The sequence below is a fragment of the Streptomyces sp. NPDC006261 genome, assembly GCF_040613515.1.
Lineage (GTDB): Bacteria > Actinomycetota > Actinomycetes > Streptomycetales > Streptomycetaceae > Streptomyces.
On record NZ_JBEXSI010000085.1, the window covers coordinates 1 to 20,286 of the forward strand.

At 70.7% G+C, this 20,286-nt stretch carries 18 protein-coding genes and 2 tRNA genes; 19 read left to right on the top strand and 1 reads right to left on the bottom strand.

The genetic code is table 11. The features are described 5' to 3' along the window. Positions 1 to 340: 340 nt before the first annotated feature. From ABZ154_RS32345 to ABZ154_RS32385, 9 genes are all read left to right on the top strand, one after another. A complete protein-coding gene (locus tag ABZ154_RS32345; RefSeq protein ID WP_356837926.1) occupies positions 341 to 1,840 on the top strand; it encodes a bifunctional cytidylyltransferase/SDR family oxidoreductase in 1,500 nt (499 codons plus the stop codon). A 226-nt stretch (positions 1,841 to 2,066) separates the two neighbouring features. Next, a complete protein-coding gene (locus ABZ154_RS32350; RefSeq protein ID WP_356837939.1) occupies positions 2,067 to 4,199 on the top strand; it encodes a hypothetical protein in 2,133 nt (710 codons plus the stop codon). Between the two features lie 175 nt (positions 4,200 to 4,374). Next, positions 4,375 to 5,616 (top strand): glycosyltransferase family 2 protein, encoded by a 1,242-nt coding sequence (locus tag ABZ154_RS32355; protein ID WP_356837927.1) that lies wholly within the window; start codon positions 4,375 to 4,377, stop codon positions 5,614 to 5,616. A 177-nt stretch (positions 5,617 to 5,793) separates the two neighbouring features. Beyond that, on the top strand, positions 5,794 to 8,562 hold the full coding sequence (locus ABZ154_RS32360; RefSeq protein WP_356837928.1) for a CDP-glycerol glycerophosphotransferase family protein: 2,769 nt from the start codon (positions 5,794 to 5,796) through the stop codon (positions 8,560 to 8,562). Positions 8,563 to 8,801: 239 nt separating this feature from the next. Then, positions 8,802 to 9,920, top strand: a complete 1,119-nt coding sequence (gene proB, locus ABZ154_RS32365; protein ID WP_356837940.1) for a glutamate 5-kinase — start codon at positions 8,802 to 8,804, stop codon at positions 9,918 to 9,920. Between the two features lie 127 nt (positions 9,921 to 10,047). After that, positions 10,048 to 10,539 (top strand): hypothetical protein, encoded by a 492-nt coding sequence (locus ABZ154_RS32370; protein WP_356837929.1) that lies wholly within the window; start codon positions 10,048 to 10,050, stop codon positions 10,537 to 10,539. 122 nt (positions 10,540 to 10,661) lie between these two features. Next, the gene (locus ABZ154_RS32375; RefSeq protein WP_356837930.1) at positions 10,662 to 11,945 is read left to right on the top strand and encodes a glutamate-5-semialdehyde dehydrogenase; all 1,284 of its coding nucleotides are present in this window, start codon (positions 10,662 to 10,664) and stop codon (positions 11,943 to 11,945) included. Positions 11,946 to 12,105: 160 nt separating this feature from the next. Continuing rightward, the gene (locus ABZ154_RS32380) at positions 12,106 to 12,666 is read left to right on the top strand and encodes a hypothetical protein (RefSeq protein WP_356837931.1); all 561 of its coding nucleotides are present in this window, start codon (positions 12,106 to 12,108) and stop codon (positions 12,664 to 12,666) included. Positions 12,667 to 12,905: 239 nt separating this feature from the next. After that, positions 12,906 to 14,045, top strand: coding sequence for a hypothetical protein (locus ABZ154_RS32385; RefSeq protein ID WP_356837932.1), 1,140 nt, complete (start codon positions 12,906 to 12,908; stop codon positions 14,043 to 14,045). On the opposite strand, the gene ABZ154_RS32390 is transcribed toward ABZ154_RS32385, so the two are convergent. Continuing rightward, positions 13,972 to 15,099 (bottom strand): M48 family metallopeptidase, encoded by a 1,128-nt coding sequence (locus ABZ154_RS32390; RefSeq protein WP_356837933.1) that lies wholly within the window; start codon positions 15,097 to 15,099, stop codon positions 13,972 to 13,974. The genes ABZ154_RS32385 and ABZ154_RS32390 overlap by 74 nt on opposite strands. 111 nt (positions 15,100 to 15,210) lie before the next feature. Here ABZ154_RS32390 and ABZ154_RS32395 point away from each other — a divergent pair, with 111 nt between their 5' ends. From ABZ154_RS32395 to ABZ154_RS32440, 10 genes are all read left to right on the top strand, one after another. Next, a complete protein-coding gene (locus ABZ154_RS32395; RefSeq protein WP_356837934.1) occupies positions 15,211 to 15,363 on the top strand; it encodes a hypothetical protein in 153 nt (50 codons plus the stop codon). Between the two features lie 83 nt (positions 15,364 to 15,446). After that, on the top strand, positions 15,447 to 15,608 hold the full coding sequence (locus ABZ154_RS32400; protein ID WP_018511513.1) for a hypothetical protein: 162 nt from the start codon (positions 15,447 to 15,449) through the stop codon (positions 15,606 to 15,608). Positions 15,609 to 15,646: 38 nt separating this feature from the next. Next, positions 15,647 to 16,264: a nicotinate-nucleotide adenylyltransferase gene (gene nadD / locus ABZ154_RS32405; RefSeq protein ID WP_063738414.1), complete on the top strand. Its 618-nt coding sequence runs from the start codon at positions 15,647 to 15,649 to the stop codon at positions 16,262 to 16,264. Between the two features lie 19 nt (positions 16,265 to 16,283). Then, complete coding sequence (locus ABZ154_RS32410; protein WP_356837935.1) at positions 16,284 to 18,107, top strand: LCP family protein; 1,824 nt, start codon at positions 16,284 to 16,286, stop codon at positions 18,105 to 18,107. Between the two features lie 74 nt (positions 18,108 to 18,181). Beyond that, positions 18,182 to 18,613, top strand: a complete 432-nt coding sequence (rsfS, locus tag ABZ154_RS32415; protein ID WP_356837936.1) for a ribosome silencing factor — start codon at positions 18,182 to 18,184, stop codon at positions 18,611 to 18,613. Further along, entirely contained in the window at positions 18,610 to 19,263 is a 654-nt protein-coding gene (locus ABZ154_RS32420; protein WP_356837941.1) for a histidine phosphatase family protein, read from the top strand. Before rsfS ends, ABZ154_RS32420 begins: the two co-directional genes overlap by 4 nt. Before the next feature lie 138 nt (positions 19,264 to 19,401). Then, positions 19,402 to 19,474: transfer RNA gene (locus tag ABZ154_RS32425), tRNA-Ala, on the top strand. 131 nt (positions 19,475 to 19,605) lie between these two features. Next, positions 19,606 to 19,794, top strand: coding sequence for a hypothetical protein (locus ABZ154_RS32430; protein WP_356837937.1), 189 nt, complete (start codon positions 19,606 to 19,608; stop codon positions 19,792 to 19,794). Positions 19,795 to 19,797: 3 nt separating this feature from the next. Continuing rightward, entirely contained in the window at positions 19,798 to 20,031 is a 234-nt protein-coding gene (locus tag ABZ154_RS32435; RefSeq protein ID WP_356837938.1) for a hypothetical protein, read from the top strand. Between the two features lie 148 nt (positions 20,032 to 20,179). After that, positions 20,180 to 20,252 (top strand) — tRNA-Ala (locus ABZ154_RS32440). The last annotated feature ends 34 nt before the right edge of the window (positions 20,253 to 20,286 follow it).

Here is a 20,286-nt window from a genome sequence, read left to right on the forward strand (position 1 = left end):
ATCGTTTGTACCCTGGGACCCGCAACCGACACATACGACCAGATCAAGGCCTTGTCCATATGGAGTCCAGCCGTCCGGTCGTCTCGGGCCGGATGTCCGGTGGTCCGGCCGTCCCGGCGGTCCGCTCAGAGGCGGCGCAAGGGCCACAGATGTGCAGATTATGCAACATCTCTGTGGATCGGATCACGCGCGTACCGGACCCGGGCCGTCCAACCTCCCTGGCCAGAGGGTGAACTGCCGGTTTCCGCGGGGGGTGCGGCGGACGGCGTCCACCTTGCGAGACGGTCACGGAGAGTGCGAGCATCGCGCTGTTCCCCCGTCATAGCAAGGTAGGTCGTCTGTGTCTGAGCCGCACGAAGCCAAGCCCCGGACCACCGCGGTCGTACTCGCCGGTGGCACCGGGCAGCGCGTGGGACTGTCGATCCCCAAGCAGCTGCTGAAGATCGCCGGCAAGGCGGTCATCGAGCACACGCTGACCATCTTCGAGAACGCCGAGGACATCGACGACGTCATCGTGCTCATGGCACCCGGCTTCGTACCCGACGTCGAGAAGATCGTCGCCAGGGCCCAGCTGACCAAGGTCACGCGGATCATCGAGGGCGGCAACACCCGCAACGAGACGACCGAGCGCGCCATCGCGGTCCTCGGCGAGGGGCTGGCCGAGGGCGAGGACCGTAATGTCCTCTTCCACGACGCGGTGCGCCCGCTGCTGTCACAGCGTGTGATCAGGGACTGTGTCGAGGCCCTCGACCGCTACCAGGCCGTCGACGTCGCCATCCCCTCCGCGGACACGATCATCGTGACCCGCACCCACGGCGGGGACGGGGAGTTCATCACCGAGGTCCCCGACCGCTCCCGGCTGCGCCGCGGCCAGACCCCGCAGGCGTTCAAGCTCTCCACGATCCGCAAGGCGTACCGGATCGCGGCGGGAGATCCCAACTTCCAGGCGACCGACGACTGTTCGGTCGTCCTCAAGTACCTCCCCGACGTGCCGATCTACGTGGTCGCGGGCGACGAGTACAACATGAAGGTCACCCAGCCGGTCGACGTCTTCATCACCGACAAGCTCTTCCAGCTCGCCTCCACCGCCGCCCCGCGCCAGGCCGACGAGGCCGCCTACCGTGAGCTGCTCTCCGGTAAGACCCTCGTCGTCTTCGGCGGCTCGTACGGGATCGGCGCCGACGTCGCTGCGCTGGCCGAGAGCCACGGCGCGCGTGTCTACGCGCTGGGCCGCTCCACCACCGGCACGCACGTGGAGAACCCGGACCACGTCGACGCGGCGCTCGCCAAGGCGTACGCCGAGACCGGCCGCGTCGATTACGTCATCAACACCGCGGGCGTCCTGCGCATCGGCAAGCTGGCCGAGACGGACAACGCGACGATCCAGGAAGCTCTGAACGTCAACTACCTGGCCCCCGTCCAGATCGCGCGCGCCTCCTACAAGTACCTCGTCGAGACCCGGGGCCAGCTGCTGCTCTACACCTCCAGCAGCTACACCCGCGGCCGCGCCGAGTACAGCCTCTACTCCTCCACCAAGGCCGCGATGGTCAACCTGACCCAGGCGCTCGCCGACGAGTGGGCGGGCGAGGGGATCCGGGTGAACTGCGTCAACCCGGAGCGGACCGCGACACCGATGCGCACCAAGGCGTTCGGCCAGGAGCCGGAGGGCTCGCTGCTCTCCTCGGAGGCCGTGGCGCACACCTCGCTGGACGTCCTGCTCTCCGAGATGACCGGTCACGTCGTCGACGTACGGCAGCAGGACCCGACGGCCGAAGCCTCCGCGTCCTCCGGGTTCGAGCAGGCGCTGGCCTACGCGCTGGACCGTCAAGGGGATGTGTAATAATTCTTGACCATTGTGTGTATACGGGCCTCTGTCATCGCTTAGCGCGACGGCAGAGGCCCGTGTTCGTGCAGTCTTCTCTTCACACTTTCCCCCATGCGTGATCCGACAGGCACCCCCCTGGAGCAGGTTCTTCGTGATTTCGACAGCTATTCGCCTGGCCCGTGTGGGCAGCAGGTCAGAGCTCGCGGCAGCGTTGCTGATGGGGCTGGGATACCCCTGTGTCATGCTCGCCGCGCTCATTCCGAACATCTGGTTCTTCGCGGCGGCCGCGGCGCTCACATATGCCGCGGACTGGTATCTGCACCAGCGGGGGAGCTATCTGATCAACCGGCTCGGCAAGGTGCGGGCCGGACTGTCCATCCGCTTCCTGCTGCGCCAGCTCATGCTCGTCCTGCTGCTGGCCCGGCTGGGCCTCGCCGAGGAGCCGCTCTTCTACACGGCGGTCGCCTGCTTCCTGATCTTCTACGGCCTGCAGGCCCCGCAAGGCGCGGTGACGACCCTGATCCGGCTGCGCCGCACCATGCCGGTCGTCACCCGCAACGTGGACCTGCACTCCGTACGCATCCCCGACGCCCCGCCGGGTGCGCTGCTGCACCGCTCCGCCGAGAAGATGCTGCACCTCGACATCGCGGCGATGGCCGGCATCCTGATCGCCGCCGGGACCGGCGAGGACGGGGTCGGCTACGCCGGTGCCGCGCTCACCCTGCTGCTCGCCCTGCTCTACACCGTGGCGCTTGTCCCGTACGTGCGACGCAGCCGTCTGGTGCCCCCGGCGGCCGCCGTGCTCAAGGCCGTCGACACCTGGCTGCGTGAGTACCAGCCGACCGTGGTGCTCTACTTCTCCGGCTCCAACGAGTCCGCCTACCAGGGCAACATGTGGCTGGAGACGATGGCCCGCGTCGAGGGCCGGCCGCTGATCATCATGCGGGAGCGCGGTCTGGTCCCGCAGCTGGCCGAGACCTCCGTCCCGGTGCTCTGCGTCCCGGCGGGTACGCACCTGATGAACCTGGACCTCTCCACCGCCCGGGTCTGCCTGTATCCGGCCAACGTCGGCAAGAACATCCACATCCTGCGCGTGCCGACCATGAAGCACGTCTTCATCGGCCACGGTGACAGCGACAAGCTCGCCAGCGTCAACCCGTACTCCAAGGTCTACGACGAGGTCTGGACGGCCGGCCGGGCCGGCCGCGACCGCTACGCGCTGGCCGACGTGGGTGTCCGGGACGAGGACATCGTCGAGGTCGGCCGCCCCCAGCTGGAGCCCATCAAGAGCTGGACGGGTGCGGTGAAGAACCCCATCCCGACCGTGCTGTACGCCCCCACCTGGGAGGGCTGGGACGACAGCCCCGGCAACACCTCGCTTCTCCTGGCGGGCGAGAACATCGTGCGCCGGCTGCTCGCCGCGGACGACCCGGTCCGGATCATCTACAAGCCGCACCCCTTCACCGGCATCCGCAGCCGCGAGGCCAAGGCGGTCGACGCCCGTATCCGGGCGATGCTGGGGAAGGCGGCCGCGGAGCGCGCCGCCGAGCCGCGCTGGGCGGAGGAGGCCGAGCGGACGGCGGATACCCGGAGCGCCGCCACGGCCGAGCTGGTACGGATCAACGCCCGCCTCGCGGAGCTCGCGGTCGTGGGCCGCGCCGGTGGGGACGAGGCGGAGGAGTCGCGGGTCTCGCTCGCCGACCCCGCCCGTGAGGTGGAGACGGCGCAGCTGCGGGCCGCGTGGAACGAGGCCTACTGGCGCTCCTTCGGCTGGTGGGAGCACCGTACGGTGGTGGGTGCGGAGCCCAAGCTGTACGACTGCTTCAACGAGTCCGACGCCATGGTCTCGGACATCTCCAGCGTGGTCTCCGACTTCATCGCGAGCGGAAAGCCGTACGCGGTGACCGACTCCGCGGAGCTCGGAGCCGAGGAGTTCAGGCGGCAGAACACCGCCGTACGGGCCGCGGTCATCCTGTCCAACAGCGCCGAGGAGCTCGACGGGCTGCTGGCCGCCGTCGCGGACCCGGCGGCCGATGTGCTGGCCGGGGCGCGCCGCGAGCTGAAGTCGTATCTCCTGGGCCCGGACGAGCCGACCTCCATGGAGCAGTTCAACGCCGCCGTACGGGCGCTCGCCGCCAAGGCCGAGGCCCGCAACGCCGGTGTCGCCCAGCGGCTCGGCGATCAGGTCATCGCCGTCCCGGACCGTGAGGGGGCCCCCGGCGACAGCGCCGTCACCGGCGAGCCGGAGGCGCCGGCCGAGGCCGGCGCCGTGGCGGACCCGGACGCGGTGGGCGTCTCCGAGGTGGCGCCGGAGGCAGCGGTGGAGGCGGCGGCGGAGACCGCGGTCGCCGGAGGGGCCTCGCCGGCGCGCTGAGTCGCACACCGACCGGGCGGCCCGGAAGGCCGGACTGTCCGAAAGGGATGCAACCCCGGCAGCGACCCGTACGTCTTCCTGAGGGAGGGATGTACGGGCCGTTCGGCGTGTCGGTGCATGGAGGGTGCGTAGCCGGGCAAAACGCCTTCTTTCGTGATGAAATCGACAGGTGCATATGGCGGACCTGCCCAGGACGAACCACGAGCCCGATGTCAGTGTGATCATCGGAGCGTATGAGGCGATGCCCTACCTCGTCCGGTGCTTGGAGTCCGTGGAGGCACAGACGATCGGCGCCGGACGGCTGGAGATCGTCGCGGTCGACGACGGCTCCACGGACGGCACCGGCGCCTACCTGGAGGAGTTCGCCGCCCGGACGGCGATCCCCATGCGCGTCGTCCGGCAGGCCAATTCCGGAGGCCCCAGCAGCCCGCGGAATCTCGGCCTGGAGCTCGCCCGCGGCCGGTACGTCTTCTTCCTCGACGCCGACGACTACTTCGGCGAGGAAGCCCTGGAGCGCATGGTCGCCATGGGCGACCGGGCGGGCACGGACGTGGTGCTCGGAAAGATCGTCGGCGTCGACCGCGGAGCCGCGAAGTCGATGTGGAAAGAGACCGTCGACCACGCCGACCTCTATGAATCCAACATCAAGTTCACGCTGAGCGCGCAGAAACTGTTCCGGCGCGACCTCCTCGTACGGCTCGGCATGCGCTTCGACGAGAAGCTGAAGACGGGCGAGGACGCCCTGTTCACCATGGAGGCGTATCTGCGCGGCAACGGCGTGTCCGTCGTCGCCGACTACACCTGCTACTACCTGGTGGGCCGCAAGGACGGCAACCAGATGACCAAGAAGGGCGACCACCGGCGGCGCTTCGACTCGGCCCGCGCCCTCATGGAGCTCATCGCCGACCTGGTGCCCCCCGGACCCCACCGGGATTCACTGATGGTGCGTCCGTTCGTCATCACACTGCTGCCCCAGTTCGGACCCGGACTGGTGAATCAGTCCGACACCGTACGCCGGGAGAAGGCGGCGCTCGCCGCCCCCCTGATGGACGCCTACTGGACACCGGAACTCGGCCGCAGGCTCAAGGTCCACGAGCGGCTGCGGCTCACCGCTCTCGCCCGGGGGCGGCTCGACCTGCTGCTCGACATCGCGGCCTTCCTGCGGGACAAGAAGGAGCCCGAGGTGGTCCGCAGGGGTGACCGGATCCTCCTCGCCTACCCGCACTTCGACCGGGCGGGCAAGGGTTTCGTGCTCCCGAAGCGCGCCTACGAGGTGACCGTCACCGAATGGGTCGACGGTCGGCGGATCGAGCCGCCGCGGCCGAAGCCACGCGTGTCCTTCGCCCGGCGCGTTGTCCGCAAAGTCCGCCGCAGGGTGCTGAGCGCCCTGCGCACTCCCCGCGCGCACCGCGTCTGACCGAACGGGTTCCGGGGCCCCCGCGCTGTCCGCCCGCGGGGGTCGAACGGCCCGCTCGTGTGATTGGCGTCACGCCGGTCCGGGGTGTATCCATGAGACCGCTGTCGGCGTCTTCCTCGCACCCCGTCCCCTAGGAATTCACCATCTCTACGTCCACCCCCGGAAAGGCACTCCTCCGTGGCGTCCCTCGAAGCGATCCCCGAAGAGCTCAGCCGGCTCATGAAGTACTTCCCGGAGACCCCGGCCGAGGAGCGCCCCGCTTTCCACAGCGCGGCCAAGGACTTCCTGGACAGGGCGGCCCCCAGGATCGTCCGTCAGTTCTCGCCGATGGCCCGGGTCAAGTGGCACCTCGCGGCCAGCGGGCGTGGCGAGGAGCTGGCGGAACTGCTCCACTACGAGCGGGAGAACCCCGGCGCCTTCTCCGTGAAGGGCCTGCGGCGGGCCCGGATCGAACTGCCCGGCATCGAGAGCTCCTCGCTGCCGTCCTCGGTGCGCAACTTCAACCGCAGCGAACTCCCCGTACGCGGCAAGCTCCTGGATCTCGCCTGGCAGGACGGCAAGCTCGTCGTCAAGGGCTATGCCTACATCCCCAACGTCCCCTCCGCCACCGGCAAACGCTCCCTGCGCGTCGCCGTGCTGCGCCGCCAGGGCAGCCGCTCCACCCTCCCGCTGCGCCTGCGCACAGTTGAGGAGCCCCGCGCCACGGCCGAGGCCAAGGGCGCGCTCCACAACTACGACTGGTCAGGTTTCGAGCTCGGCATCGACCCCGGCCGACTGCGCGTGCGCGGCCAGTGGCAGTCCGGCACCTGGCGCCTGGGCATCGGCATCCCGCGCCCCGGCGGGATGTCCGTGGGCAGCATCACCAAGAACAGCGCAGGCGCCGCCGGACACAGCCGCACCCGCGTCCTGGACGACGGCGTCCGGCTCGTCGCCGGCTTCGACCGCAACCGCCTCAGGCTCACCGTGGACGTCGTCCCCGCCGAGGTCGACGCCCAGGAGGCCGACGGCGAGACCCTCACCGTCACTCTCCGCTCCCGGGTGACGGCCCCCGCCGCCAAGCTCCCCACTGCCCTGCGCATCGACCACGAGCCGAGCGGCTTCGCCACCGACCTGCCGCTCCGGCCGACCGGCACCGGCGACGACGGCTGGTTCCGCCACACCGCCGAGCTGCCTCTCGCCGGCCTCCCCGTCGACGGCATCGCCCCCGGCACCTCCCGCAAGTACCGCACGCTCATCGTCTTCGCCGACGGCACCACCCGCCGCGCCACCAACGGTGAGAACCTGCGCACCGGCGTCCACCCGCTCCCCGACGGGCGTGAGTTGGCGATCCTCACCGACGGCGTCGGGAACTTCAGCCTCCAACTGCGCACCGTCCAGCCGGTCGTCGACAGCGTCGAGTGGAGCGCCGACGGCGAGCTGGTGCTCTCCGGCGCCTACACGGGCCCGGCCGAGCGGATGAAGATGGTCCTGCGCCACACCGGCCGCAACGAGGACCGCCCGCTGCCCGTCGCGTTCGCGGACGGCCGCTTCACCGCCCGCCTGCGCCCGGACGCCATGTCCAGCTACGAGGGCACCGTGCCGCTGCGCGCCGGACGCTGGATGCCGCGCCTGCGCCTGCGCACCGAGTGGGACCACACCCGCGACCTCCCGGTGACGCTCCGCCCCGACCTCGTCTCCCTGTTGCCGCTCTCCCACCGGGGCGAGCACCGCACGTACACCGTGGAGCGCATCGACTTCGACCGGATCTTCGTCGAGTCAGGACCGGTCCTCGGCCCCGAGCTGCGCGGCGCCTACCGCCAGCGCCTCATGCGCGACGCCTACACCCCCGGGCAGCGCAGACTGCCACTGCGCGAGGCCGTGCTCTACAACAGCTTCGGCGGCAAGCAGTTCTCCGACTCGCCCCGCGCGGTGTACGAGGAGATCAAGCGCCGCGGCACCGAGGTCGAGCACATCGCGATGGTCCACGACCAGCAGGTCGTCCTGCCGCCCGGCGTGCGCGGCGTGGAGTGGGGCAGCCAGGAGTGGTACGAGGCGCTGGCCCGCAGCCGGTACGTCGTCACCAACGGCGGCATCCGCGAGTGGTTCGTCCGCCGCGAGGGCCAGGTCGTCGTCCAGACCTGGCACGGCACCCCGCTCAAGCGCATCGGCGCCGACCTCCTCGGCACCCCGAAGGCGAACCTGGCCTACATCGCGAGCCTCCCGCAGCGCTCGCGCCAGTACAGCCTGTTCATCACGCCGAACGCCTTCACGACCCCGATCATGACCAGCGCCTTCCGCCTCCAGTGCGAGGTGCTGGAGGCGGGCTACCCGCGCAACGACGTCTTCCACGCCCCCGACCGCGTCAAGCGCGCCGCGGCCGTACGGGCGAAGCTCGGCATCCCCGCGGGCAAGAAGGTCGTGCTGTACGCGCCCACCTGGCGCGACGACCAGCGCTACGGCGGCCGCCGCTTCAAGCTGGACAACCGGATCGACGTCGAGGCCGCGCGGCGCGAGCTCGGCGAGGACCACGTGCTGCTCTACCGCAAGCACCACAAGGTCCTCGACTCCATCCCCGGCGCCGGACAGGGCTTCGTCCACGACGTCACGTACTACCCGGACATCGCGGACCTCTACCTGATCGCCGACGTGCTGATCACGGACTACTCCTCGGTGCTGTTCGATTTCGCCCACTCCGGGCGGCCGATGCTCTTCTTCACGTACGACCTGGAGCACTACCGCGACACCCTGCGCGGCTTCTACTTCGACTTCACCTCCCGCGCGCCCGGACCGCTGATCAAGACCTCGGAGGACCTGATCGCGGCGATCCGGAACATCGACGCGGTGAGCGAGGAGTACAAGGAGAAGTACGCCCGGTTCCGGGGCGACTTCTGCGACCCCTCCGACGGGCGCGCCGCCGCCCGCGTCGTCGACCGGATGCTCGCCATCGGGGACGGGCGGCAGGGCTGATCCGTCCCGGCCGCCCCGCGCTGCCCACCGGGCGCCCCGCGCTGTCCACCGGGCGAAACCGGCGGGCAGCGGGAGCGGCCGCTCGCGTACTGTGCTGTGCCGGGGGCGGCACGCACGCCCCTCACCGGACACCGGGGCGATCCAGAGCGAGGAAGCACGTGGCAGAGCAGCGGCCGTCGGACCGTACGGTGTCGGGACACGGGCCCTCGGAACACGGGCCGTCGGGGCGCGGCCCGGAAGTGACCGGCGCCCGCAGGATCGTCGTCAAGGTCGGCTCCTCCTCGCTCACCACCGCGTCCGGCGGCCTCGACGCCGACCGGGTCGACGCCCTCGTCGACGTCCTGGCCAAGGTCAGGGACGGCGGCGAACGCGAGGTCGTCCTCGTCTCCAGCGGGGCCATCGCCGCCGGACTCGCCCCGCTCGGCCTGGTCCGCCGGCCCCAGGACCTGGCCCGCCAGCAAGCCGCCGCCAGCGTCGGCCAGGGCCTCCTGGTGGCCCGCTACACCGCCTCCTTCGCCCGCTACGGCGTCCGCGTCGGCCAGGTGCTCCTCACCGCCGACGACACCAGCCGCCGCGCCCACTACCGCAACGCCTACAGCACCCTCGACCAGCTCCTGGCGATGGGCGCCGTCCCCGTCGTCAACGAGAACGACACCGTCGCCACCGACGAGATCCGCTTCGGCGACAACGACCGGCTCGCAGCCCTGGTCGCCCACCTCGTCCACGCCGACCTCCTGGTCCTCCTCTCCGACGTCGACGGCCTCTACGACGGCCCGCCCGGCACCCCCGGCGCCTCCCGCATCGCCGAGGTCACCGGCCCCGACGACCTGGCGGGCGTCACCATCGGCAGCGCCGGCAAGGCGGGCGTGGGCACCGGCGGCATGGTCACCAAGGTCGAGGCCGCCCGCATCGCCACGGCCGCCGGCGTGCCCGTAGTCCTCACCTCCGCCAGCCGGGCCGCCGACGCCCTGGCGGGCCGCGACACCGGCACGTACTTCCACCGCACCGGCCGCCGCTCCGCCGACCGGCTGCTGTGGCTCGCCCACGCCTCCACCCCGCGGGGCGCGCTCACCCTGGACGACGGCGCCGTACGAGCCGTCGTGGAGCGCCGCACCTCCCTGCTGCCCGCCGGGATCTCCGCCGTCGAGGGCGAGTTCAGCGCCGGCGACCCGGTGGAGCTGCGCGACCTGCGCGGCACCCCGGTCGCCCGCGGACTCGTCAACTTCGACGCGAAGGAGATCCCCCAGCTGCTCGGCCGCTCCACCCGCGATCTGGCCCGCGAACTGGGCCCCGCCTACGAGCGCGAGGTCGTACACAGGGACGATCTCGTCGTCCTCACGCCCCGCCTCACCCCCTGAAACGGCTGAAAGTCCCGCCATCGGGCAGGGACCTTTACCAAAACCGCCCCACACCAGGCCGTGGACTGGTCCACTTTGTAGCGGGAAATCAGGGGTCCGCACAGCAACACATCACAGGAGGCCGCCGGTGAGACGAGCGCGCCCGGGGGCGTCGCCCCGAGGCACGGGCAGCCGCGCCCTGACGAGTGTCGGAGCGGGGGCTGATTTCGACCGCGACCCGCCCCTGGGAGGCACCGCCGAACAGGAGCCGGTGACGGCGAAGCAGGAGGACCGCCCGCAGTCGAAGCTGTGGCACATCACCCTCAGCGTCTCGGGGACCGAGACGCCGCTGGCGGAGGTCAGACGCGGCCTGGAACAGCTCGCGCACGACCACCCCTTCCTGCTGACCAGCCGCTATGCCAGCGACCACGCGGAGATCCGCTACTGGGAAGAGGCCCGCGACCTGCATGACGCGGCCGCGGTCGCCCTGCGGCTGTGGGGCGAACACCGCTCCAGCGCCCAGCTGCCCCCGTGGAAGATCGTCGGCCTCGAAGTCATCGACCGTGAGACCTACCACCAGCGCATCGCCGAGGGCTACGGGCCGCCACCCGCCGCCCCCGTCGGCGTACACCCCTACTGAACCTGCTGAACCTGCTGAACCTGCTGAACCGCCGCAAGATGAGGCGTCCGCCCCTCGGGTCGGCCGTCTCGCATCACGGGATACGTGCCGTATGCCCGCAGAGCGCGCATTACTCTGCGGGCATGACCACGCTCTCGCCCTACGACAACCTCTCCCCGGTCGCGCAGACCGCCTACCGGGCCCGTGCCGCCGCCGCGGATATCGCGCCACTTCCGCGCGCTGCCAAGGACGACGCGCTGCTGGCCGTCGCCGACGCCCTCGAAGTGCGGACCGCCGAGATCGTCGAGGCCAACGCGCAGGACGTCGAGCGAGCCCGCCAGGCCGGTACGAGCGAGGGCATCATCGACCGGCTCACCCTCACCCCGGAGCGCATCCGCGCCATCGCCGCCGACGTACGGGACGTGGCCGCGCTGCCCGACCCGGTCGGCGAGGTGGTGCGCGGCTCCACGCTGCCCAACGGCATCGACCTGCGCCAGGTCCGCGTCCCCCTCGGCGTGGTCGGCATCATCTACGAGGCCCGCCCCAACGTCACCGTGGACGCCGCCGCCCTCTGCCTGAAGTCCGGCAACGCGGTCCTGCTGCGCGGCTCCTCCTCCGCCTACGCCTCCAACACCGCCCTGGTCCGGGTCCTGCGCGACGCGGTCGGCGGCTCGGGCCTCCCCGCCGACGCGGTGCAGCTCGTCCCGGGCGAGAGCCGCGACTCCGTACGGGAGCTGATGCGGGCCCGCGGCCTCGTCGACGTCCTCATCCCGCGCGGCGGCGCATCCCTGATCCGTACGGTCGTCGAGGAGTCCACGGTCCCCGTCATCGAGACCGGCACCGGCAACTGCCATGTGTACGTCGACGCGGAGACGGACCTGACCATGGCCGTCGACATCCTGATCAACTCCAAGGCCCAGCGCCCCAGCGTCTGCAACTCCGCCGAGACCCTCCTCGTCCACAAGGACGTCGCCGACGCCTTCCTGCCGCTGGCCCTGGACGCCCTGGCCGAGGCCGGGGTGACCGTGCACGGCGACGAGCAGGTCCTCGCCCACGCCGAGTCCGCCAAGGCCACCGTGGTCGCGGCGACGACGGAGGACTGGGAGACCGAGTACCTGTCGTACGACATCGCGGCCGCGGTCGTGGACTCCCTGGACGCCGCGGTCGCGCACATCCGCCTCTGGTCCTCCGGCCACACCGAGGCCATCGTGACCACCTCGCAGGCGGCCGCCCGCCGGTTCACCCAGCTGGTCGACTCGACCACGGTCGCCGTCAACGCCTCCACCCGCTTCACGGACGGCGGGCAGTTCGGCTTCGGCGCCGAGATCGGCATCTCCACGCAGAAGCTGCACGCCCGCGGGCCGATGGGGCTGCCGGAGCTGACCTCGACGAAGTACATCGTCACGGGCGACGGCCACACCCGGTAACCGCGCCTGCGCCGCGCATCTCCCCGTACGCCGGGCCGGCCGGGCATCCCGCCCGGCGTACGCGCACGGGTCAGGCACCGGCCGCATGTTCCCCTCCCACCCGTCGGGCGACTTTCCGGAGCTCCTGCCCAAAAGGTGCCGGCCCGGCTACCCTGAAACCGTGCCGGACGACGTGGGGGGCAAGCCGTTCCCGGACGGCTGGGAGCCCGACGACGACCGCGGGGGCGCGGACAAGGACTTCGCCTCCGTGGTGTTCGACGAGGACTTCGTCCGGGCCGCCGTCGTCCATGAACCCACCGCCGTGGAGCGACTGCTGGCCGCCGCCGAAGCCCGCGCGCAGGCCGACACCGCCCGGACCCGCCGCAGCCGCCGCCCCACGGACGGCGAATACGGCGCCCACGGGCGCTCCAGGGCCCATCACGACCCCCAGGACCTCGACTACGACCCCGATGACGACGGAATCGAACCAGACCCGCACGGGCAGTGCGGCTACCGGGGAGCCGCCCGCTGGCACCGCCCGGTCGCCTGGCTGCTGGCCCTGGTGATGGGCGTCGGGATGGTCGCCCTCGCCTTCTCCGCCGTCTACCGGGGCGCCTCCGCCAGCCGACAGGACCCGGCGCCGCCGCCCGTGACCAGCGGCGTGGACCAGCCCGGGGCGATTCCGCCGGCCGCCGTGGAGCACTCCCGCCCGACGGTCTCCGCCACGCCCCACGTCCCCTGACGGGTCCCGGGCCCGTTCCCGCACCGGGGGACCGGCCCGGCCGTCACCCGCACGGCGGTGGCGCCGGCCGCCGCTTCCCGCGGTTCTCCGCGTTTACGTCACCGCCGATCGACCTACTCTGAAGATATGACCCCTCGCTTCCCGGGGGGCTTCTCGCTGCCGGACGCGGACGCCCGGCGGCCGAAGCAGACCGTTGCGCACCGAGCAGACCGGTGGTGCGGAGATGCGGGAGAGACGTCATGACAGGCCGCTCAGAACCGCCGAACGGCCCGCCCGAGAACCCCGAGGGCGGCGAGGACGAGTACCGCTCTCTCGTCTTCGACGAATCGTTCATCCGCAGTGCCCGCATGCAGGAGTTCTCGGCCCAGGAGCGGATGGGCGAGCACGCCCGCGCCGTGCGGGCGCTGCCGGAGCCGGTGCCCCCGGCCGGCCAGGGCTCCCGGGCCGCCATCGTGCTGGTCGTCCTCATCGCCCTGGCCTTCGCCACGGCCGTCTACATCGGCTTCCGCAACCCTTATCCGCAGCCCGTCACCCGGCGCGCAGAACCGCTGCGGACCACCGTGGTGCCGCTGGCCCCGCGCGGCTCCGTCCCCGCCGGATCACCCGAGCGGCTGTACCGGGCCGCCCCGATCTCGGGCTTCCGGGCCGGTGCGGCGGGCATCAACTTCCCCTCCGTACGGCGCACGCAGAACTTCTCGGACAGCCAGATCACCACCGCCCTCGCCATCGTCAAGGACTACCTGGTGGAGTCCTCGCTCAACCCGGACGTCCTCACCGGCCAGGTCCGCCGGCCCGTCGAGCAGCTCCTGGACCCGGACCAGCGAGGCCAGTTCGAACGGTCCATGAGCAGCCCCGCCGACGACGGGCTCCACGCCACCACCGGCTGGCTGGTGCGCTTCGACCCGGCGCAGGTGGATCTCGCGGACCCACAGGTCCGGGTCCAGGGCACCCTCGCGTACGCGGAGGATGGCGCGGGCACCTTGGAGGTCGTCTCGGATCACACCTTCACCTACGCCCTGCGTCCGGCCGAAGGCCCCCGGAAGGAGGACGGCGCCTCCCTCTTCACCGTCCGCCGCGAGCTGCACTTCCGCTTCGACCGGGAGGATCTGCGGCTGCACCGGCTGGAGCTGCGCACCGCCCACGTGCAGGCCGGGCCGCAGTCCTGCTCGTCCGGCGCGACGGGGACGCTGCGCCCGCTCCTGGCGGGGGAGCGGGCGGACGACCGGGGTCCCGCGGCCACCGACCCGTACGCCGCGGGCCGGCCCGCGGCGGCACTCTGCGGGACCCTGGCGCCGCTGAGCGCCCCTACGCCTTCCGGGGCCCCTCCTCAGGCCCCTCAGGACCCTCGGTCCCTTCGGGAGTTCCGTCCCCGTCCGTAGCGGTGGTGCCCGCACCGCCCTTGGTGGCCCCGGGGCCTCCGGTGAACTTGTCGCGCAGCTTCCCGCCCAGGTCCCCGGCGCCCCCGGCGATGTCACCGACCAGCTTCATCAGCGGGTCCTTGCTCGTCCGCACCGTGTCGGCGTAGTGCGAGGCCGACTCCCGGAAGGAGTCCGACACCGAGGCGTCCTTGTCCTCGTCGCGCCGGGGGTAGTGACCGTCCATGATCCGCTGGAAGTCGCGGGTCTCCGACCACTTCTTCAGCTCGGCGGCCCGCACCGTGGTGAAGGGGTGCGTCCGGGGCAGCACATTGAGGATCTTGAGGACCGAGTCCCGCAGGTCCCCGCCCTTCTCGTACTCGTCGGCCTGGGCGAGGAAGGCGTCCACGTTCATCTCGTGGAGGTGGTTGCCACCTGCGATCTTCATCAGACCGCGCATCGAGGCCTGGATGTCCTGGCCCACGAGCAGCCCGGCGCGGTCGGCGGAGAGCTCCGACTTGCGGAACCACTCGCGCAGCGCCGTCACTATCGCCATGATCGCCATGTTGCCCAGCGGAATCCAGGCGACCTTCACGGCCAGGTTGGTCAGGAAGAGCAGTATCGTCCGGTACACCGAGTGACCGGAGAGCGCGTGGCCCACCTCGTGGCCCACCACCGCCCGCATCTCCTCCTCGTCGAGCAGCTCGACCAGGCCGGTGGTGACCACGATGATCGGTTCGTCCAGCCCGATACACATGGCGTTGGGCTGCGGGTCCTGCTTGACGTACATCGGCGGGACCTTCTCCAGGTCCAGGATGTAACACGCGTCGCGCAGCATGTCGTTGAGGTGGGCGAACTGCGCTTCGCTCACCCGGACGGAGTCGGAGAGGAAGAGCAGCCGCAGGCTCCGCTCCGGGAGCAGCCCGCTGAGCGCCTTGAACACGGTGTCGAAACCGGTGAGCCGGCGCAGGGCCACCAGGGCCGAGCGGTCCGCCGGGTGCTCGTAGGCCCGGGAGGAGATCCCGGGGAATCGCCTGCGCGCCCTGCTCGGCACGTTCTCGAGACTGCTGTCGGTCATGGATGGCCCCCTGTTCGTACGAGACGTCGCTCGTCCCCCGGACAAAAGCCAGCGTATGCGCTGGCGCTACGGTGTGCGGGGGGCTGTGGATAACTTTGAGGAGCGCCCGAAATGCCGCACACCGCCGTACTGCTAGCCGCCGTGTCCAGCGAACAGGGACCGGGGGCCACCCTGCGGATCGTGCTGCTGGCCTCGATCGTCGGAGCGGTGCTGCTCGCCTGGTTCCTGCTGCGCGGTTACCGCGACAACGATGACAACGACTGAGTCGGCGTGAGCGTGCCCGAGGCGCCCGCATACGATGTGCCCGACGTCTCCTTCCGATTCACGATCGATAGGTCCTGCCGAAGATGAGCCTCACGAGCACCGCACACGAGCTGGTCACCCTCGCCTCCGGAGGGGAGGGTGGCGGCAACCATGAAAGCCTCAACCCCTACCTCGTCGGAGGCCTGGCCTTCCTCGCGCTGATGTTCCTGCTGTGGATCACCACCCGCTTCAACCGCGACCGCTGAGGCGGAGGCGTACAGCTGTGCCAGTAGGCTCTGCACGCATGGGAGAGCAGGAAGTGCCTACCGGCCCGGAGAAGCGCCGAATCGGCGTCATGGGCGGGACGTTCGACCCGATTCATCATGGACACCTGGTGGCGGCCAGCGAAGTGGCCGCCCAGTTCCATCTCGACGAGGTCGTGTTCGTCCCGACCGGGCAGCCGTGGCAGAAGAGCCACAAGACGGTCTCCCCGGCGGAGGACCGCTACCTGATGACGGTCATCGCCACCGCGTCCAACCCGCAGTTCTCGGTCAGCCGCAGTGACATCGACCGTGGCGGACCGACGTACACCATCGATACGCTGCGGGACCTGCGCGAGGTCCACGGCGACGCGGACCTCTTCTTCATCACCGGCGCCGACGCGCTCTCCCAGATTCTCACCTGGCGTGACGCGGAGGAGCTGTTCTCGCTCTCCCACTTCATCGGTGTGACCCGGCCGGGTCACGTGCTCACGGACGACGGACTCCCCGAGGGCGGCGTCTCTCTCGTGGAGGTGCCCGCGCTGGCGATCTCGTCCACGGACTGCCGTGAGAGGGTCGCGCAGGGGGAGCCGGTCTGGTACCTGGTGCCGGACGGCGTGGTCCGCTACATCGACAAGCGCCAGCTGTACCGCGGCGACTGAGCCACGGAGAGGGGCACCGGTGAACGACCGACAGAACCCGTACGACCACGACCCGTACCACCAGCAGCCGCAGATCATCGGCTACGACGAGTACGGGCAGCCGGTGTACCAGCAGCAAGGGCAGCAGCAGGGCGGACAGCAGTACGACCCCTACGCGGCCCAGCAGGGACAGGGACAGGGACAGGGGCAGGTCCCCGACGCGGCGGGGTACGGATACGACCCGTACGGCCAGTCCCAGCAGCCCCCGACCCAGCCCTACGACCCCTACGACCCCTACGCGGGGCAACAGCACCCCCAGCAGGACCAGGGTGGCCAGGACGCTCAGGGCGCCGACCAGGGATACAGTCAGAGCCCGGGCTACGGCTACGGGGGCTACACCGACTACGGCTACGCCACCGGGCAGCATCCCGCAGCCGTCGACACCGGTCAGTGGAACATCCCGCAGCAGGCAGCCGCCCCCGCCCCCGAGCAGGCACCGCAGCACGCCGCCCCGCAGTCGGCGGCGCGTCCCACTCGCGAGCAGGCCCCCGAGCGGGAGCCGGCGGCCGAGGAGGACGCCGCCGTTCCCGGGCAGCGCGGCCCCGCGCCGGACTACCGCACCGAGCAGTTCGCGTTCATCGAGGAGCCCGACGAGGACTCCGAAGACGTCATCGACTGGCTGAAGTTCACCGAGAGCCGCAGCGAGCGGCGCGAGGAAGCGCGGCGCAAGGGCCGCAACCGGATGATCGCCCTGATCGTCGTCGCCGCGCTCGTGGTCGCCGGCGGCGTCGGGTACCTCTGGGCCGCCGACATGCTCCCGGGCCTCTCCGGCCCGGAGGAGAAGAAGTCCGTCGCCGTGGGTGCGCAGCAGCGCGACGTGATCGTGGTGCACCTGCACAACACCAAGAAGGGCGGCACGTCGACCGCCCTGCTCGTCGACAACGCCACCACCGAACAGGGCACCACCGTCCTCCTGCCGAACACCCTCGCCGTCGCCGGTGACGACGGAGCCACCACCACGCTGGGCAAGTCCGTCGACGACGACGGCAGGACCGGCACCAGGGAGTCGATCGAGACCCTCCTGGGTACCAGGATCAGCGGCACCTGGCGGCTGGACACCCCGTACCTGGAGATCCTCGTCGAGCAGGTCGGCAACATCGAGGTCGACACCGACATCGATGTGCCCGACGCCAAGAAGGGTGCCGCCCCCCTGGTGAAGAAGGGGGACGCGCAGACGCTCAGCGGCCCGATGGCCGTCGCGTACGCCACCTACCTCGCCCCCGGGGAGGCCGAGGCCAGGCAGCTGACGCGGTTCGGGGAGGTCATGCGCGCGGTGCTGCGCAAGATCTCGGAGGACCCGAAGGCCGCGACCGTGACCGTGGAGACGCTGGCGCAGGTCCTGGACCCGTCACTGCCGGAGAAGGACCTCGGAGCCTCGCTCGCCAAGCTGGCCGCGCGGGCGAAGGTCGGCGACTACAAGACGGCGTTGCTGCCGGTCCAGGACGACGGCACCCTCACCGACGCGGCCACCCGCAGCGTCGTCAAGGACATCCTCGGCGGCACGGTGAACGCTCCCGAGGAGGGCGCGCCCCTTCGGGTCGCCGTCCGCAACGCCACCGGGGACGCCCGCGCCGGGGAATCGGCCCGGATCGCGCTGGTCAACGGCGGCTACGCCTTCGTGGACAGCGGCAAGGCCGAGGCCGAGACCGAGTCCGTCGTGCTCTACCGGAGCGCCGGGGACAAGGAGAAGGCCACGGAGGTCGCCAAGACCCTGAGGTTGCCCGCCGATGCCGTGAAGAAGGGCGAACCGGCCGCCAACGCGGACGTCTCCGCCGTGCTGGGCCAGGACTACAGGACCAAGTAATCGTCGGCGGGAAGGGTTGTCGGCGGTCCGTGAGACCCTAGAGGTTGCATCCGACCGCCGACGAAAGCCTGCATGTGACCGCCACGGACCGCTCCATCGAGCTCATCAACGCCGCCGCTCAGGCGGCCGCCGACCGGCTCGCGCACGACATCATCGCCTACGACGTCAGCGATGTGCTGTCGATCACCGACGCCTTCCTGCTGGCCTCGGCTCCCAACGACCGCCAGGTCAAGTCGATCGTCGACGAGATCGAGGAGCAGCTCCAGAAGGAGCTCGGCGTCAAGCCGGTGCGCCGTGAGGGCGACCGCGACGCCCGCTGGATCCTCCTCGACTACGTCGACATCGTCGTCCACGTCCAGCACAGCGAGGAGCGCGTCTTCTACGCGCTGGAGCGCCTGTGGAAGGACTGCCCCGAGATCGCCCTCCCCGAGGACGCGATCAAGACCCGAGGCAAGGCCGAGGAGCACGCACAGCTCAACGGCAGCACGGAAGGTGACCAGAGCTGAACGGCGGCCGCAGCGGCAGGGGCCGCAGAATCGTCCTCTGGCGTCATGGCCAGACCGCGTGGAACCTGGAGCGGCGCTTCCAGGGCTCCACGGACATCGAGCTCACCGAGGAGGGCGTCGGGCAGGCCCGCAGGGCCGCCCGGCTGCTCGCCTCGCTGAAGCCCGACGCCGTCGTCGCCTCCGACCTCCGGCGGGCGGCGGCCACGGCCGCCGAGCTCGCCGCCGTCACCGGTCTCACCGTGGCCCACGACGCCGCACTCCGTGAGACGTACGCGGGCGCCTGGCAGGGCCTGACGCACGTGGAGATCGTCGAGCGGTACGGCGAGCAGTACGCCGCCTGGAAGCGCGGTGAGCCGGTGCGCAGGGGCGGCGGCGAGCTGGAGACCGAGGTCGCCGACCGGGCCGCACCGGTCGTCCTGGAGCACGCCGAGAAGCTGCCCGTCGACGGCACGCTCGTCGTGGTCAGCCACGGCGGCACGATCAGGACGACGATCGGCCGTCTCCTCGGCCTGGAGGCGCACCACTGGGAAGGGCTCGGCGGGCTGACCAACTGCTGCTGGTCCGTTCTGGGCGAGGGTGCGCGCGGCTGGCGCCTGCTGGAGCACAACGCCGGCACGCTGCCGGAGCCGGTGCTCGGCGACGACGACTAGGGCCCTCCCGGACGCCGTCCGCGGGCTGTCGCAGGGCCGCCCCCGGGCGGCTGGGGCCGGATTTCACTTTCCGGCAGGTCACAGGCTAAAGTTCTTCTTGTTCGCAGCGCGGAAACGCAGGGAAACAGAGCGAACAGCGGGGCTATAGCTCAGTTGGTAGAGCGCCTGCATGGCATGCAGGAGGTCAGGAGTTCAATTCTCCTTAGCTCCACACTCAGGATCCCGTCCCCGTCTGGGGGCGGGATCTTCTGCATAGGGGCGTGAAGCGGGCTGACCCCCTTGCGGGGCCATGGCAGAATCGGAGCGCCGGAGGGGGCGACGGACCGATCGGGAGGGAGCGCGATGCCTGCGAGTCGCGAACACGTCCCCGACCTGGCCCTTGTCGCCGCCTCGTCCCCCGGCCCCGTAACGTCCGAAGATCGATCCCGGCTCGGCTGTCCGTCCTGCGGTTCGTCCCACGTGGCCCAAGTCCTGGGCGACAACGGAGGGGTCTCCTACGTGTGCACGGCCTGCGGCCACAGCTGGAGCTGACTGATGGGTGCACACAGGCGTAAGTGCGACTGGTGCGGCAGCGGTACGCCCATTGTCAGGGACATGGACCCGATCAACCCGGAATACCAGTACTGGTGCGAAGAATGCGCCCAGGCGCTGATCATAAAGGGCGACCCCATCGAGACCTACCGGGAGCTGGAGGGGGAGCCGATCTACGGGCGGCTCCTGGAGGAGCACTGCACCCTCAAGCGCTTCTACTCCTTCGCCACGGCGTGATCCTCCGGGCTCCTGACCTGCGACTGACGGTTCAACCTTCGGGATAATCCGGGCATATATGTGCGCACCGGAAACGATTTGGTGAAGCGCCGGGGGGACCGTGTAATGTTCTCGATGTCGCCAGGGGAAACCGGGCGGCAGACAGCAAGGGGCTATAGCTCAGTTGGTAGAGCGCCTGCATGGCATGCAGGAGGTCAGGAGTTCAATTCTCCTTAGCTCCACAGTGAAGAAGCGGGCCACCCGAAACGGGTGGCC

Excerpts from the sequence above, each read along its gene's own strand:
- ABZ154_RS32350 (WP_356837939.1), top strand. The coding sequence starts at position 2,067 with ATGCTCGCCGCGCTCATTCCGAACATCTGGTTCTTCGCGGCGGCCGCG.
- ABZ154_RS32355 (WP_356837927.1), top strand. The coding sequence starts at position 4,375 with ATGGCGGACCTGCCCAGGACGAACCACGAGCCCGATGTCAGTGTGATC.
- ABZ154_RS32375 (WP_356837930.1), top strand. The coding sequence starts at position 10,662 with ATGACCACGCTCTCGCCCTACGACAACCTCTCCCCGGTCGCGCAGACC.
- ABZ154_RS32385 (WP_356837932.1), top strand. The coding sequence starts at position 12,906 with ATGACAGGCCGCTCAGAACCGCCGAACGGCCCGCCCGAGAACCCCGAG.
- ABZ154_RS32390 (WP_356837933.1), bottom strand. The coding sequence starts at position 15,099 with ATGACCGACAGCAGTCTCGAGAACGTGCCGAGCAGGGCGCGCAGGCGA.
- ABZ154_RS32395 (WP_356837934.1), top strand. The coding sequence starts at position 15,211 with ATGCCGCACACCGCCGTACTGCTAGCCGCCGTGTCCAGCGAACAGGGA.
- ABZ154_RS32400 (WP_018511513.1), top strand. The coding sequence starts at position 15,447 with ATGAGCCTCACGAGCACCGCACACGAGCTGGTCACCCTCGCCTCCGGA.
- nadD (WP_063738414.1), top strand. The coding sequence starts at position 15,647 with ATGGGAGAGCAGGAAGTGCCTACCGGCCCGGAGAAGCGCCGAATCGGC.
- ABZ154_RS32430 (WP_356837937.1), top strand. The coding sequence starts at position 19,606 with ATGCCTGCGAGTCGCGAACACGTCCCCGACCTGGCCCTTGTCGCCGCC.
- ABZ154_RS32435 (WP_356837938.1), top strand. The coding sequence starts at position 19,798 with ATGGGTGCACACAGGCGTAAGTGCGACTGGTGCGGCAGCGGTACGCCC.